Origin of the sequence: Jutongia hominis (assembly GCF_014384965.1) — a bacterium.
GTDB classification, from domain to species: Bacteria; Bacillota; Clostridia; order Lachnospirales; family Lachnospiraceae; genus Butyribacter; species Butyribacter hominis.
Window position 1 is genome coordinate 13647 of sequence record NZ_JACRSW010000009.1, and the last position, 14300, is coordinate 27946.

General features: G+C 38.9%; 14 protein-coding genes and 1 tRNA gene. 13 read left to right on the forward strand and 2 right to left on the reverse strand.

The features are described from left to right. Nucleotides 1–84 precede the first annotated feature (84 nt). Nucleotides 85–1638: a response regulator gene (locus tag H8700_RS02425; RefSeq protein WP_249302807.1), complete on the reverse strand. Its 1554-nt coding sequence runs from the start codon at nucleotides 1636–1638 to the stop codon at nucleotides 85–87. Between the two features lie 144 nt (nucleotides 1639–1782). Between H8700_RS02425 and H8700_RS02430 the strand changes: the two genes are divergently transcribed. The 8 genes from H8700_RS02430 (at nucleotide 1783) to fliD (ending at nucleotide 10889) form a co-directional block, all read left to right on the forward strand. Beyond that, on the forward strand, nucleotides 1783–2328 hold the full coding sequence (locus tag H8700_RS02430) for a nucleoside recognition domain-containing protein (RefSeq protein WP_249302809.1): 546 nt from the start codon (nucleotides 1783–1785) through the stop codon (nucleotides 2326–2328). A 55-nt stretch (nucleotides 2329–2383) separates the two neighbouring features. After that, nucleotides 2384–2557, forward strand: coding sequence for a DUF6472 family protein (locus tag H8700_RS02435; protein ID WP_022140694.1), 174 nt, complete (start codon nucleotides 2384–2386; stop codon nucleotides 2555–2557). A gap of 160 nt (nucleotides 2558–2717) precedes the next feature. Next, entirely contained in the window at nucleotides 2718–4430 is a 1713-nt protein-coding gene (locus tag H8700_RS02440; RefSeq protein ID WP_249302811.1) for a methyl-accepting chemotaxis protein, read from the forward strand. A gap of 14 nt (nucleotides 4431–4444) precedes the next feature. Further along, entirely contained in the window at nucleotides 4445–5425 is a 981-nt protein-coding gene (dctP, locus tag H8700_RS02445) for a TRAP transporter substrate-binding protein DctP (RefSeq protein WP_249302813.1), read from the forward strand. 207 nt (nucleotides 5426–5632) lie between these two features. Then, a tRNA-Leu gene (locus H8700_RS02450) sits at nucleotides 5633–5716 on the forward strand. Nucleotides 5717–6156: 440 nt separating this feature from the next. After that, nucleotides 6157–6900: a TraX family protein gene (locus H8700_RS02455; protein WP_249302815.1), complete on the forward strand. Its 744-nt coding sequence runs from the start codon at nucleotides 6157–6159 to the stop codon at nucleotides 6898–6900. 726 nt (nucleotides 6901–7626) lie between these two features. Next, nucleotides 7627–9075: a glycoside hydrolase family 26 protein gene (locus H8700_RS02460; protein ID WP_022142129.1), complete on the forward strand. Its 1449-nt coding sequence runs from the start codon at nucleotides 7627–7629 to the stop codon at nucleotides 9073–9075. Between the two features lie 536 nt (nucleotides 9076–9611). After that, on the forward strand, nucleotides 9612–10889 hold the full coding sequence (gene fliD, locus H8700_RS02465) for a flagellar filament capping protein FliD (RefSeq protein WP_249302817.1): 1278 nt from the start codon (nucleotides 9612–9614) through the stop codon (nucleotides 10887–10889). 47 nt (nucleotides 10890–10936) lie between these two features. On the opposite strand, the gene H8700_RS02470 is transcribed toward fliD, so the two are convergent. Beyond that, nucleotides 10937–11314, reverse strand: a complete 378-nt coding sequence (locus tag H8700_RS02470) for a NusG domain II-containing protein (protein ID WP_249302819.1) — start codon at nucleotides 11312–11314, stop codon at nucleotides 10937–10939. Nucleotides 11315–11758: 444 nt separating this feature from the next. On the opposite strand from H8700_RS02470, the gene rpmG reads away from it, so the two are divergent. From rpmG to rplA, 5 genes are all read left to right on the forward strand, one after another. Beyond that, on the forward strand, nucleotides 11759–11908 hold the full coding sequence (rpmG, locus tag H8700_RS02475) for a 50S ribosomal protein L33 (protein WP_249302822.1): 150 nt from the start codon (nucleotides 11759–11761) through the stop codon (nucleotides 11906–11908). A 29-nt stretch (nucleotides 11909–11937) separates the two neighbouring features. Beyond that, a complete protein-coding gene (secE, locus tag H8700_RS02480; RefSeq protein ID WP_022142132.1) occupies nucleotides 11938–12192 on the forward strand; it encodes a preprotein translocase subunit SecE in 255 nt (84 codons plus the stop codon). Nucleotides 12193–12204: 12 nt separating this feature from the next. Continuing rightward, complete coding sequence (gene nusG, locus H8700_RS02485; protein WP_022142133.1) at nucleotides 12205–12726, forward strand: transcription termination/antitermination protein NusG; 522 nt, start codon at nucleotides 12205–12207, stop codon at nucleotides 12724–12726. Between the two features lie 172 nt (nucleotides 12727–12898). Then, a complete protein-coding gene (rplK, locus tag H8700_RS02490) occupies nucleotides 12899–13324 on the forward strand; it encodes a 50S ribosomal protein L11 (protein ID WP_249302824.1) in 426 nt (141 codons plus the stop codon). A 192-nt stretch (nucleotides 13325–13516) separates the two neighbouring features. Then, nucleotides 13517–14209, forward strand: coding sequence for a 50S ribosomal protein L1 (rplA, locus tag H8700_RS02495; protein WP_022142135.1), 693 nt, complete (start codon nucleotides 13517–13519; stop codon nucleotides 14207–14209). Nucleotides 14210–14300: the final 91 nt, after the last annotated feature.

Here is a 14300-nt window from a genome sequence, read left to right on the forward strand (position 1 = left end):
GAAATGCGAATTGTAAACTTTGGATAAAGCACGTTAAAAATCCCCTCTATGATGTCACAGAGGGGATGGGAAGTGGTGTTTCGTTTATTTCTTTTGGTGGATCTTTCGAAATTCGGCCGGGCTTTGGTTGACGTATTTTTTGAATTTGGTATGGAAATAGTCCACATTTCGGTAGCCGACTTTTTCGGAAATCTCATATACTTTTAAGTCGGTGTCGGTCAGAAGTTCTTTTGAGCGGCTGATACGAACCTGATCAACAAACATATTAAATCCCATGCCGACTTTCTTATTAAAGATCTTACCAAGGTAGGAACTGTTGTAGCCAAAAAGCGGAGCAATCGTTTCTAACTTGATGTTATCCATATAATTATGCTCAATATAATGGATGATATCGTCCATTACACCATCACTGGATGGATTACCGATCGCACGCATGATCATTTCAAACTGTTCCGTGAAGAAAAGAATGATCTCATAGAGGTAATATTTTTCGCCGATCAGATTAATGATCTCTGCATTTCCCGGAAACGGAATATTTGCATTATGATACAGATGAGAAATCTTTTCTTTGATCGACAAATATAGATCCGTTAAAAAGAGCTTTATGCGTTCGATCGTATTACTGGAATAATATAATTTATGCTCTAATTCATTTAAGGTTTCAGCAACCTGATTTCTTTTCGCAGCCTGAATATAGCCGATCAGCTGCTCACAATAATCCTGTAAAATGTCGTTGTTTAAAGAATACATATCCGACTGCGTCAGATCCGGCAGTTCACTGTAGCCGATCGTATGCTGTTTGTGTTCGCAAAAAAAGCGGCGCTGCAAGAGGCGGAGCGCTTCCTGGTAGGAAATGTGAATATCTTCAATATCCGATACAATACGTCCATATGTAATAAAAAGAGAATCGAGCGGAGAATTGGTTTGTGGTTTCTGCTCACGGTCATAATGCTCTAAAAACTCTTCAAATTTCTTGATCGTAAATGGTCCCTTTAGAATCAGGATCTCATTGTCATCTAAAGTAATATTTTCGTAGGAACTGTTATCAGTGTTGGTAACTTTTAACAGGTCAGAGAAACGATATGTCATTTTTGAAGCATGGTGGCTGTATTTCTCATAGATTACAACCTGGTAGACATCTGCCTGTAAGTTCAGATTTTGAAAATCAACAGTAGATGGGATGTTGTTATTTAAAATGTCCTGCAGGATCATGTTTCGGGCCTTGGAACGATATTCTTCCATCTCTTCTTTCTTCTGGGCTTCGTCTAGAAGCAGTTTTTTGATCTCTTTGACCGTATTAAAAAGTTCGTCTTCATCAATAGGTTTTGTCAGATAATATTCGACACCATAGCGGATCGCAGACTGTGCATATTTAAAATCCGTAAATCCGCTTAAAATAATGACTTTTCCTTTATATCCCTGTTCTCTTGCCTGCTTGACAACATCAAGCCCGGTAAGCTTTGGCATACGGATATCCAGCATAACCATATCAGGGTTATACTTTGTGATAAATTGTAATGCATCCTCACCATTTGCTGCTTCACCGATCACTTCAAATCCTAAAGCACTCCAGTCTATTATACATTTTAATCCCTGACGAATGATCAATTCATCATCGGCAATAAATACGGTGTTCATATAAATCCTCATTTCTTCACACGTTTTTCAGTTCTAAAGCTTAAAATTTATCATAATCTGATTATAACGAAAAATGTCTTGATTCGCAATAAAAGAGATAGAATTTGCTTATGTATGGGAAGACAACGTGTAGGGGGCTTTCATATGGAGATATTAACTTTTATATCAAATCTGATGATTCCTTTAGTGATCATGTACATTGTAGCATATGGTCTTTTGGCTAAAACAGACATTTTCGATGCATTCTTAAAAGGTGCGACCGATGGTCTGAAAATCGTTTTCAGGATTTTACCTACGCTAGTGGGGTTAATGGTTGCAATATGCATTCTTAGTGAGTCCGGCTTTTTTAATGTACTTTCTGTTATTTTAAAGCCGCTTGCCGATCTGACCGGTTTTCCTGTTGCCGTATTGCCGTTATCAATTATTAAAATGATTTCGTCATCGGCTGCTACAGGGCTGGCATTAGATATTTTTAAAAAGTTCGGAGTCGATTCCAGAGAGGGGTATCTGGCAGCATTGCTAATGTGCTGTTCCGAGACGATATTTTATACGATTTCCGTGTATTTCCAGGCAACAAAGGATGAAAATGGAAAGGGTGTTACAAATGGAAGATGGCTGCTGTTTGGTGCTTTGCTCAGTACCTTTGCAGGCATGGCAGCAAGTCTGATCCTTACGAATCTGACACATTAGGCAGACAGTTAGCTGATAATCTGCTATAATAGGAACAAAGAGAGGAGGAAAAATCATGGCAGAATGTGATACCTGTGCGAATTTGGTATATGATGAAGAGTATGAAGAATATGTTTGCGATGTCAATATGGATGAAGATGATCTTGCACGTTTTTTATCGGACAAGCGTGAACATTGTCCATATTATTATAACGGTGATGAGTACCGTGTGGTTCGAAAACAGATGTAGTGTCCTTTTAGAAATAAAAAAGGCAATTTTGCCCTTTGACGACAAAATTCGTCACAAAAACGCATCTTTTTAATTTGGAAGGGATTGAAAATTGTGTCAAAAAGGAATAAGATATTAAAATAAATAGTTAAAAAATGACGAGAAATATGGAGGAGATACCATGAGAAAAAGAATAGGAGCAAAAATATTGAGCGTATTTATGCTTATTTTGGTGATCTGTCTTGCCGGAATCGGAATAGTGTCAGTGCAGGTTAAAAATATGGATAAGATCAATCAGAATATCGGTAATGAATACCTCGACAGCATTCAGGAAGTAAATACGCTTTCCGTTAATGAAGCATATCTGGAAAATGATCTGAAAGATTATATGTTAAAAGAAGATAAAGATTCGATACGGTCAGATATTACAAGTGCACAGGGAAATGTGTTATCTTCTTTGCAAGCATTGGAAGATAATGCAATCAGTGAAAGACAAAAAGAAACGATACAGCGTTTGAAAAAAGCATATGATGCCTATATAAAACAATATAGTGCTGTGTTAGAGCAGATTGCAAGTGGAAAAATCTATGATTTGGATACTGCCGAAGAACAGGTGGCAGATCAGACCTCGGATCTGAAAGTGTATATTCAGTCGGTTACTGTTTTGAACAAGACGAATATGATCCGGGCACAGAAAGAACTATCTATGGCAACGACATTGTGTTACAGGGTTCTTATATTTGCCGGAGTATTTTTGTTGCTTGCGTTTGTGGGCGGAATGCTGGTTACATATTTGACAGTCATAGTTCCTACCAAGAAAGCAACCGCAGAACTGCAAGAGATTGTAGAAGACATGGAACATAAGAACGGAGATCTTACAAAGCGCGTGAAGGAACGGACAAAGGATGAGGTAGGACAGCTTGTAAGAGGCATTAACAAGTTTATTGAAACATTACAATTAACAATTTCTGATATCAAAAGCGAGTCAGGAATTATGATGAGAAATGTAGAAAGTGTCACAGGACAGATTACAAAAGCCGATGAAAATATTACGGATGTATCTGCAACTATGGAAGAATTGGCAGTCAGCATGACGGAAATTTCCGGTGTGGCAGATAATATTAATAATAGTTCAGAAGAAGTTGCCAAAGCAGTTGTTGACATCGCGACACAGGCGACCGAAGGAACTGCCATGGCAAAATCAATAAGAAATACGGCACAGGAGCTCAGTAAAAAAGGTGTTGAGAGCAAAGAAAACACCGGAGCAATGGCAGGTGAAATGCGTCAGATCATGGAAAGTGCTGTGGAAAGAAGCCGAAATGTAGAACAGATCAATCTTTTGACGGCAGATATTCTTGAGATTTCGAGTCAGACAAATCTTTTAGCATTAAATGCTTCGATTGAAGCAGCAAGAGCCGGAGAAGCAGGAAAGGGCTTTGCGGTAGTTGCGGATGAGATCAGAAAGCTTGCTGATTCAAGTCGTGAGACGGCAAATAATATTCAGGATATCAGTGCAGATGTTACGGATTCCGTTAATGCACTGGCTGATAATGCCAATAAGATGATATCATTTATTATGAATGTGGTTATGCCGGATTATGATATACTGGTAGAAACCGGAAAGCAGTATAATGAAGATGCAAATAATTTTGAGTCCATTCTTGCAAAATTCGAAAGTAATGCAAATAAGCTTCATGATACGATGCAAAATGTTAAAGAAATGATTCAAAATATATCAGGAACGATCAATGAATGTTCTGATGGTATTAATGTTGTGGCAGAGAATGCGAGTGATCTGACAAGCGGAATGGCAGAAATTCAGCATGAAGTGACCGATACGGATGCATCAGCGAAAAAGTTAGTGAACAATATTGATAAGTTTAAACGTGTATAAGCAGGAGGAGTATTATGAAGAAGAAAATAGTGCTTGCCGGATGTATAATGGCAATGGCGATGGTATTTACCGGTTGTGGCAAGAAAACAGAATCAACCACATTTATCATGTCTGATGTACAGGAAGGAGATCATCCGACTGCAAAAGCCTGTGATGAATTTGCAAAAAGAGTGTACCGGGAAACAGACGGAAGAGTGAATATTGAAGTATATCATGGTGACACACTTGGTGCAGAGGCAGACCAGATGGAGCAGGTACGCGTGGATGGTATTGATTTTGCAAGATTATCCGGACCTCTTTCAAACTACGTAGAAGATATGAAAGCATTTCAATCGCTCTATTTGTATAACTCCGAGGATGATATGTGGAAAGTGTTGGATGGTTCGGTTGGAAATGACCTATTAAATGCAAAGGGACTGACAGATAATGACATGGTTGGTTTATGCTGGTTTAGCGGTGGCAGCCGAAACTTCTATAATAACAAGAAAGAAGTGAAATCACCAAGCGATCTGGATGGATTGACATTACGTGTAAATACAGATCCGATGATCAAGCTGGTGTCGATGAACGGAGGAACACCGGTAAATATCGCTTATAATGATATTTATAATGCAATTAAAAAAGGCACGATCGACGGTGCAGAGAATAACTGGCCATCTTATATATCAACAGAGCATTATAAGGTTGCAAAATATATCACGGTTGATCAACATACCTGCATCCCGGAAATGATTGTTGCATCTCAGAAGGCATTGGAAAAGATGTCATCACAGGATCAGGAAACAGTAAAGAATGTTGCAAAAGAAATTTCCAAAGAACAAAGACAGGCATTCAAAGATTTTGACAAAAAGGCGATCAAGCAGGCCGAGAAAGCAGGATGTAAGGTGACAGAACTTACGGAATCCGAGTCGGCAGAGTTTAAAAAGCAGGGACAGGAAGTCAACAAAGAAGTGAATGGTCAGTATCAGGATGTGATCGATCGGATCACACAGTAAAAATCAGTTGATCGGGGGGATGCTATTGTAAAAAATAGTATTTCCCTTTTATGGTTTTATAGAAGAGTAAAATGGAATCTTGCAAGTAGGAACTGAAAAAGTGGAAGAAAAAAGCTGCAAAAAATAAAGATTTTTAAAAAAAGGGTTGACAGATAAACTATCGAGTGGTATTATTTATATCGTTCGTTGCATTTATGTAAATGAAATGCGGAAGTGCTGGAATTGGCAGACAGGCTAGACTAAGGATCTAGTGTTGGCAACGACGTGTGGGTTCAAGTCCCATCTTCCGCATTGAGAAAAAGAAAGACTCAAACGAGAAAACGTTTGAGTCTTTTCTTTTTCCGAAGCCGAAGCGTCCCTTGAACCCAGGTTCAAGGTCTCCGCTTCGCTTCGGTCGGTGCAGAGCCGAGATCCTCCGGATCTCGTGCACCCCATCTTCCGCACGTCGGAAGGGAGAATGGAGTGTCTGATTAGAAAGAACTGTTTTCGATATAAAGATGAAAGAATTTTATGAATTCATGGGTTCAAGGTCTGCGCTTCGCTTCGGTCGGTGCAGAGCCGAGATCCCCCGGATCTCGTGCACCCCATCTTCCGCACGTCGGAAGGGAGAATGGAGTGTCTGATTAGAAAGAATTGTTTTCGATATAAAGATGAAAGAATTTTATGAATTCATGGGTTCAAGGTCTGCGCTTCGCTTTGGTCGGTGCAGATCCGGAAAGGAGGGGAATGTCATGGAGAATGAAATGACATCAAAATACAAAATTTTAAATCGAGATGTGATCAAGTATCTTGCCATGTTGACCATGTTACTCAATCACATTTCTACTATTTTTATGCAGCCAGGCGATTTGTTAGCAGAAATCTTTTTGGATCTGGGCTATTTTACGGCAATTACGATGTGCTATTTTCTTGTGGAAGGGTTTGAATATACGCATTCAAAAGAAAAATATGCCATGAGATTGTTCGTTTTTGCTTTGCTTTCCCAAATACCATATTCATTGGCATTTACGCAAAACGGAATTTTAAAATTTGAAAATCTGAATATGCTTTTTACACTTCTGGTATGCTTTGGAATTCTGCTCGTAGTCGAAAGAGTAACGAATAAAGCCTTAAAGATCGTATATGTTCTGGCTTTGGTATTTTTCTCTGTCGTTTGCGACTGGGCGATCTTAGCACCGTTTTTTACATTGCTCTTTATATGGAGTCATCGGGCAAAAAGTCGGGAAAAGTATGCATTTCTTTTTTCTATGCTTTTGTTTGGAGCTTTTAATTTTGTCGGTGGTCTTGGCAGGTTCCCGGTGCAGACCAATATAATATACGCGTTGGGAAGTATGGCAGGCATTGCACTTGCCGGAATCGTTCTTATGTTCTTTTATAATGGAAAACGTATGGAGAGAGCAAAAATATTTTCAAAATGGTTTTTCTATCTGTTCTATCCGGTGCATCTTTTAATACTGGGATTGATCAGGGTTTAATATACTCTTGGGATTTTTTGTTTAGAAGATTCCAAGAGCACATTTTACAGCTAAGGATGACAAAGCTTGCAACGCAGTTGATATGTCTGAAGTTTGCAGTAAATGTTTTTTTGCAAAATGTCTATTTCCATGGTAAAATGTATGTTTCTGTGCAATTATAACAAAAAATAATTTAAAATGCAGAATTTATAGTTGAAAATTACGATACGATGTGCTATAGTATCTTTTGTGATTGAAAGAATCATGGGGATGGTTCTAATATGCTTTTTATCAGAACTGCGATAAAGAAAAAGCACTGTTTTATGGTTAATACCGTGGGATAAGAAAGTTTTCTTTGCGGAGAAGGTAGTGATGATAAAGGTACTCTAAGTACACGAAATGACCGGATCATTGGGTAAGTGAGTGATCTGGTCTTTTTGTTTTTTAAGACGTACTTCACTTTTATGCAGAAATGAATTTTAAAGAGGATGTTTTATTTTCTGACGCAAAATGGATTTTTAAGATATCCTTTTTTTCGTGTAGAAGATGTCCGAAAGATAACGTAAAATTTCAGTTGCGTATCAGGTGCATTATCTCGTATAATAAACATGTATGTGCATTTATCACATTGGCGTTTATTGTTTTCTTATACACTTTGTATGATCAAGGGGAAAACAACAGAGGAATAGAAAATGTGAAGACAGAATGTACAAGCGTGCGTGAAAGAAAAAAGATAGGAGGATTACAATGAGTAATTTAAAATTAAAGACTCTTCATATGGGACCGGCACAGTGTGCTGTAGATTTAGGAGATGGTAGTGAACGTGGCGAATATGTCAATCAGGATTATATTCTTCAGAAATTAGGCAGACCGCATAGAGCGATCAACCTGATGTATTGCTATTATCCAAATGATGATAAATGGCCGGGACGTGCCAGTGTAGTACATGCTGATCCGTCTGTACAGTTTGCATGGGATTTCCCATATGACGATTATTTTACATATAAGGGTGGCTTAAATGGTACATTGGATGATGAACCATTTACATATATGCGTGATGTCCGCAGACATGGTCAGGATGTTCTTCTTACCATGACGATCGATCCAAAGCTTACAGATGATCATATTATTGCGATCGCAAAGGATCTGCGTACTTTTGGTCGTGTACAGCTTCGTATCAATCATGAGGCAACCGGTGACTGGTTCTCATTCAACAAGCGTGCATCGTATGAAGAAGTGGCTGCTTTCTTTACACATTGCTGTGAGATCATTCATAGAGAAGCTCCAAATGTTAAGACGATCATCTGTCTGGATGGCTGCAAGGAGCTTGAAGATGAAAAAATGGAAATGGAAGACATTTTTGCGGAAGCATCCCGTGCGGCGGATATCGTTTCTGTTGACCGTTACATGGCTCTTCATTGGGGATGGCCATATGATGTGGCAGAGGAAGGTGGAGACACTTTTGCACGTCATACGGTAGAAAAGATTTATAAACTTGCTAAGAACAGCTATGAGCGTTATACGGTTGTAAATAATGGCGTGAAAAAGCCTATGGTTCTTTCTGAGTTCAATGCAGACGGTGATGTTACCGGTGCATATGATCAGGCACAGATGTTAAAAGATTTCTGTGAGATGTTAAAAGCAGATAAGGAAAAATGGTTATCCGGATTTACTTTATATCAGATGCGTGACCGTGGACGCCTTGGATTAGAGATTGAAGATCCAAACAATGCAGATGTCGGTATTGAACAGCCAATCTTAGAGACATACCGTGAGATCATTCATGAAGATTTCTTCAGCCCTTCTATGGATGAGGGGGATGAGATTACACTTCCTGCAAAATTACGCTGGGGCGGATCAGAAGATGCAGACGGTGTTGCACTTCCGATTCATTTTGATTCGAATCCGGTATTCTGTGAAGTATACTTTGATGAAGACAATATTGATATGAATTTAATGATGGAGCTGAACGGACATTGGTTCTATAAAGCACCGGGTGTAAAATGTATTGATATGATGAGTGCTTTCTTTAAGAAACCTTTGGATGGTGAAGCTGATATGACTTTGAAGATCTTTGCACCACCGGCTTCCGGCGAAAATGATGCAACTCAGGGTGATGACTGGATGACAAATTACTATACAGAGTTAAAGTCTCTTCCAAAAGTACGTGTTCGTTTTGCACCGATTGTAAAATAATCGTTTTAAAACAAAAGATTTTAGAAATGTTATGACACAGCCACCGGGACATTTTTGTTCCGGTGGCTGTTTTATGAAGATTTCCGATAAAAAAGGAATAGTTGCAACAGGTAAACCTGCTGAATGTTACAGATTTATTTTATAGAATAGCCGTGCCCATTCGGGAATCTTTTCAATAAAAAGGAACAGTTATAGCAAGTAAACTTACTAAACGTGTTCCCTTTTATTGAAAAGGATGCTTCGCATCTGCCCGGCTATTATATAAACTTCGACTGTTAAGAGTCTGCGATTTCCTATGGGCGAATCCTATAAGCTTAGTATAACGTTACAATTTTGGGAGGCGTTATACCGAATTTAGGTGGCATATTGCCGAATTTTGCTTTTTTTATCGACAAATTGACAAAATTGAGTTATTATAAAGTAACTAAAACTTTATCAAATTTCATGGTGTATTAGTAACGACTGATCAAAACCACAAAAAGAGCCGGAAAGGAGTCCGGTATGTGGCAGCATATCCAGGGAAAGGAGTGGTCAGAATGGATACAAGTGTATACAATCATTTATTAGGTACGTTTAATCCGAAATACACAACCAAATATGTCAATGATCCAAAGCAGCTTCGTTCTGTTGTCAAGAAGATCCGCCAGATTACACAGACTTCTCCTGTATATCTGCTCGACTTTTCGAATGACAAACAGTCGTTTGTGCTTGGAATGAAAGAATACTCCATGAAGATCAATGAGTCCTTAATGACCATGGCAGATGATTCGCCGGATTCTGTTTTTGAAAAGAAGAAAGCAAGTTCATCTGATACAAAGCAGGTAAAAGCAACACTTATCAATGACAATGAAGAACAGCTTCCGAGTCCGTTTACGATTCAGGTAAAAAATCTTGCAAATTCACAGATCAATATTGGAAAAGAGTTTTATGAAACCGGAAAAGGCTTAGCAGCTGGCACGTATCAGTTTAAAGTAACTGTCAATGATGCAGGATATGATTTTCAATATAATATCAAAGATGATGCGAATCATCGTGATGTGATCGGTGGTTTATGTAAGTTTATTACAAAAGCAAAGATCGGTATTGATGCACAGCCGGTATCAAGAGAAGCCGGCAAGATTGCGATGCGTCTGGAGTCGACTTCGGTCGGTACACCGGATGGCAATGTGACATTTCGTTTTGAAGATACAGGCACGAACAAGCAATCACATGGCATTGTTGATTATTATGCGATGAATCAGGTGTCTGTTATGCCCAAAAGTGCAGAGTTTACATTAAATGGTGCTAAGAAAACATCCATGTCAAACACATTTACATTAGGAAGAGCGGTAGAAGTGTCCTTGCTCAACCCATCCGATCAGGAAGCAAGAGTGGATTACCATCCGGACAGCGATTTGATCATTGAACGCGTTCAGGATTTTGTGGATGACTATAATACAATCGTAAAGAATAATGTTTCGTTTGAAAAAAAGACAGATACACCGGCAAAACTTTTGCGGGAATTAAAAGGAATCATTGGAAGTTCTAAGAACGAATTAGAAGCAGCCGGTCTGAACTTTAATCAGGATGGTGCAATAGAACTGGATACATCTCTTGCAATGCAGGCGATTGAAGATGGTGATATGCAAAAACTGTTTTCGAAAGAGTCGCCTTTTGTCAATCGACTTTTTACAAAGATGGACAGCGTAAAACTGAATCCGGTTGAATACATTGATAAAAAGATCGTCAGTTATCCGGATTACAGTAAACCGGCAAAAGGATATTCCTATATTACTTCATTATATAGTGGTTTGATCTTTAATTCATATTGCTAGTACAGCAATGATTAATAATTGTTATAATGCCCGTTTTGCATTACCGATCAGTTGGCTACACCATCGAGCTCGCTATGGTCGGACGGATCAGAAGAACTGATACTTACTATCACTTTATGAGGAAGGCAGACAAGTGTCTCGCCTTCTTTTTTTATAGATTTTTGTTTGACACATAGATTGTCGGGACAGTTTGCTTCACGAATCAATGCACTTCCGTTTTTGATCACCAGCAGATTTGTACCATGATTGGCTCCTTTGATCGTATACGTGGTATCTTCCGAAAGCGGAAAAGAAGCCTTTTGCATACCATCTACGGTCACAATGACATAGCTTCCGTCTTTATGATAGATCACACGATATCCGATGAAAAAAAGGAGTGCGGCAACAAGAACACTTCCTATTAAAATAAGATCATTTTTTTTCATCACAGCCTCCATTTTCTAAATGTCGTTCATGAATTCTGCTGGGGAAAGCAAGCTCTCCTGTGTTGCGAATTCAAGATATAATAACTCTAAAATCCAAGCGTTGCACGCTTGCCGCACTTTTGTGCTTGAAGATTCCGGGAATATATAAAGCAGTATTGTTTTTGTGTTTTATCTTATCATATATTGCAAAAAAGAGTAAGATGGTAAAAGTCCTGATTTGGAAAGCAACCTTTAAAACGGAAAATTTCAGCACAAAATCTTTCGGAATTTATCGACTTTTTCTTGACGTGGCAAAGAGTACGTGATATAGTAAATGGGCGATGTAACAGTCTTTTTTTTATGCCCAAAATTCTTTTTGGCGTGAAAAGCTAGATTTTATGCGGTCTGGCACGTTGAGCCGTGAGGCATGTGAAAGCAGAATATTAAATATGGAGGTACGAAGTCGTGAGAGTAAAAATTACTTTAGCTTGTACAGAGTGCAAACAGCGTAACTATGATACGACAAAGGAAAAGAGAGAACATCCTGACAGAATGGAAACAAAGAAGTATTGCAGATTCTGTAGAAGACACACATTACACAAGGAGACAAAATAGTTTCCTGTACTCGGAAAGGAATGTGAATTATGGGAGATTCTGATATCAAGAAAGAAGTAGAAAAACAGAAGGAACCACAAAAGACAGAAAAAACTGCAAAGAAAAAAGCCGGTTTCTTTCGTTCTTTGAAGGCAGAATTCAAAAGAATTATCTGGCCGGATAAGGACACAGTTGTTAAAGAGACAACGGCTGTAGTTGTTGTAACAGTAATTTTAGGCGTTATCATTGCTCTGCTTGATTTTGTTATCAAGACAGGACTTGATAAGATTATTCAGATAGGATAAGGTGATAGACTTATGGCAGATACAGAAGCACATTGGTATGTTGCACATACTTATTCAGGATATGAGAATAAGGTAAAGATGGATATCGAAAAAACAATCGAGAACCGTAATCTTCAGGATCAGATCTTTGAAGTATCCGTTCCTATGTTGAATGTTGTTGAAGAGAAAAAAGACGAGCAGAAGACAGTTCAAAAGAAAATGTTCCCTGCTTATGTTCTTATTAACATGATCATGAATGACGATACCTGGTATGTTGTTCGTAACACAAGAGGTGTTACGGGGTTCGTTGGTCCGGGATCAAAGCCGGTTCCATTGACAGATGCAGAAATGGCAAGCATGGGCTTAAAAGTTGATGCTCCGAATGTACCATTTACGATCGGAGATTCCGTTTTGGTAAAATCCGGTGTTTGGGAAGGTACGACAGGTATTGTGCGTAAGATTGACCACGAAGAGAGAATGGTTACGATCAGTATTGATATCTTCGGTCGTGAGACACCTACTGAGCTTAGTTTCAACGATGTTGAAGCAGTATAACAAAGCACAGAACATTGCATTGTGCAAAGTCATGTGTAGCAGCATCTTTTTTTAGATGTGTTGTGGTTAGAAAAGTTTTTATTCTAAGAAAAAGGTATTCGTCAGAGATACGAACAGACGAAATACGAAAAATCATGCATATTGCGTGAATTTTATAGGAGGTAAAGTTAAAATGGCTAAAAAAGTCGAAGGATATATTAAATTACAGATTCCTGCTGCAAAGGCAACACCGGCACCACCTGTTGGTCCTGCTCTTGGTCAGCACGGAGTAAACATTGTACAGTTCACAAAGGAGTTTAATGCTAAGACAGCAGGACAGGAAGGTATGTTAATTCCTGTAGTTATCACTGTATACCAGGATAAGAGCTTTAGCTTTATTACAAAGACTCCTCCGGCAGCTGTATTGATTAAGAAGGCATGCAAGATCGAATCTGGTTCAGGTGTACCAAACAGAACTAAGGTTGCTACAATTACAAAGGCTCAGCTTCAGGAGATCGCTGAGACAAAGATGCCTGACTTAAATGCAGCATCTATTGATGCAGCTATCAGCATGATCGCTGGTACAGCTCGCAGCATGGGTGTTACTGTAGAGGACTAAGAAAGAAAATCGCAGTGAAAACTGCACATCGCATAAGAATAGAAAATCGCAAAAATGAGAATTGTTGTAAACAAGTAACAGGATTTACAACCGTTTGAGATAAAAAAAGAGTGTTATTGTATTGAACGTTGTGGGAGGCGACACATAAGTGTCATCATACCGCCGTTACTACCACTAGGAGGTTATTTAATTATGAAAAGAGGAAAGAAATATACAGAAGCTGCTAAGTTGGTCGACAGAACAAAGCAGTACGAAGTTGAAGAAGCAGTTAGCTTAGTAAAGAAGACAGCTGTTGCTAAATTTGATGAAACAGTAGAAGCTCACCTTAGACTTGGTGTTGATGGACGTCATGCAGATCAGCAGATCCGTGGTGCCGTTGTATTACCACATGGTACAGGTAAAAAGGTTAGAGTTCTTGTATTTGCTAAGGGCGACAAGGTTGATGAAGCATTAGCTGCAGGTGCAGATTATGCCGGTGGTGAAGAGTTAATTCCAAAGATCCAGAATGATGGATGGTTTGAATTCGACGTTGTAGTAGCTACTCCTGATATGATGGGTGTTGTAGGTCGTCTCGGTCGTGTACTCGGACCAAAGGGCTTAATGCCAAACCCTAAAGCCGGAACAGTAACAATGGATGTTACGAAAGCTGTAAACGATATCAAGGCTGGTAAGATTGAATACAGACTTGACAAAGCTAATATCGTTCATGTTCCTGTTGGAAAAGCTTCTTTCACAGAAGAGCAGTTAGCTGAAAATATTGACGCTTTAATGCAGGCAATCACAAAGGCTAAACCAGCCGCTGCAAAAGGTCAGTACTACAAGAGTGTTTCCATTTCATCTACAATGGGACCTGGTGTGAAATTAAACACAGCTAAGTATGCATAATTGTCATTAATGTAATATTGATTTCTATAAAAAAGAACCATCATTTGGCGGGGAAGACAGCCTTATGGTGGTTCTTTTGGTACTTTGTGCC

Excerpts from the sequence above, each read along its gene's own strand:
- fliD (WP_249302817.1), top strand. The coding sequence starts at position 9,612 with ATGGATACAAGTGTATACAATCATTTATTAGGTACGTTTAATCCGAAA.
- H8700_RS02460 (WP_022142129.1), top strand. The coding sequence starts at position 7,627 with ATGAGTAATTTAAAATTAAAGACTCTTCATATGGGACCGGCACAGTGT.
- H8700_RS02425 (WP_249302807.1), bottom strand. The coding sequence starts at position 1,638 with ATGAACACCGTATTTATTGCCGATGATGAATTGATCATTCGTCAGGGA.
- H8700_RS02430 (WP_249302809.1), top strand. The coding sequence starts at position 1,783 with ATGGAGATATTAACTTTTATATCAAATCTGATGATTCCTTTAGTGATC.
- secE (WP_022142132.1), top strand. The coding sequence starts at position 11,938 with ATGGGAGATTCTGATATCAAGAAAGAAGTAGAAAAACAGAAGGAACCA.
- rplK (WP_249302824.1), top strand. The coding sequence starts at position 12,899 with ATGGCTAAAAAAGTCGAAGGATATATTAAATTACAGATTCCTGCTGCA.
- H8700_RS02435 (WP_022140694.1), top strand. The coding sequence starts at position 2,384 with ATGGCAGAATGTGATACCTGTGCGAATTTGGTATATGATGAAGAGTAT.
- rplA (WP_022142135.1), top strand. The coding sequence starts at position 13,517 with ATGAAAAGAGGAAAGAAATATACAGAAGCTGCTAAGTTGGTCGACAGA.
- nusG (WP_022142133.1), top strand. The coding sequence starts at position 12,205 with ATGGCAGATACAGAAGCACATTGGTATGTTGCACATACTTATTCAGGA.
- H8700_RS02440 (WP_249302811.1), top strand. The coding sequence starts at position 2,718 with ATGAGAAAAAGAATAGGAGCAAAAATATTGAGCGTATTTATGCTTATT.
- dctP (WP_249302813.1), top strand. The coding sequence starts at position 4,445 with ATGAAGAAGAAAATAGTGCTTGCCGGATGTATAATGGCAATGGCGATG.
- H8700_RS02455 (WP_249302815.1), top strand. The coding sequence starts at position 6,157 with ATGGAGAATGAAATGACATCAAAATACAAAATTTTAAATCGAGATGTG.
- H8700_RS02470 (WP_249302819.1), bottom strand. The coding sequence starts at position 11,314 with ATGAAAAAAAATGATCTTATTTTAATAGGAAGTGTTCTTGTTGCCGCA.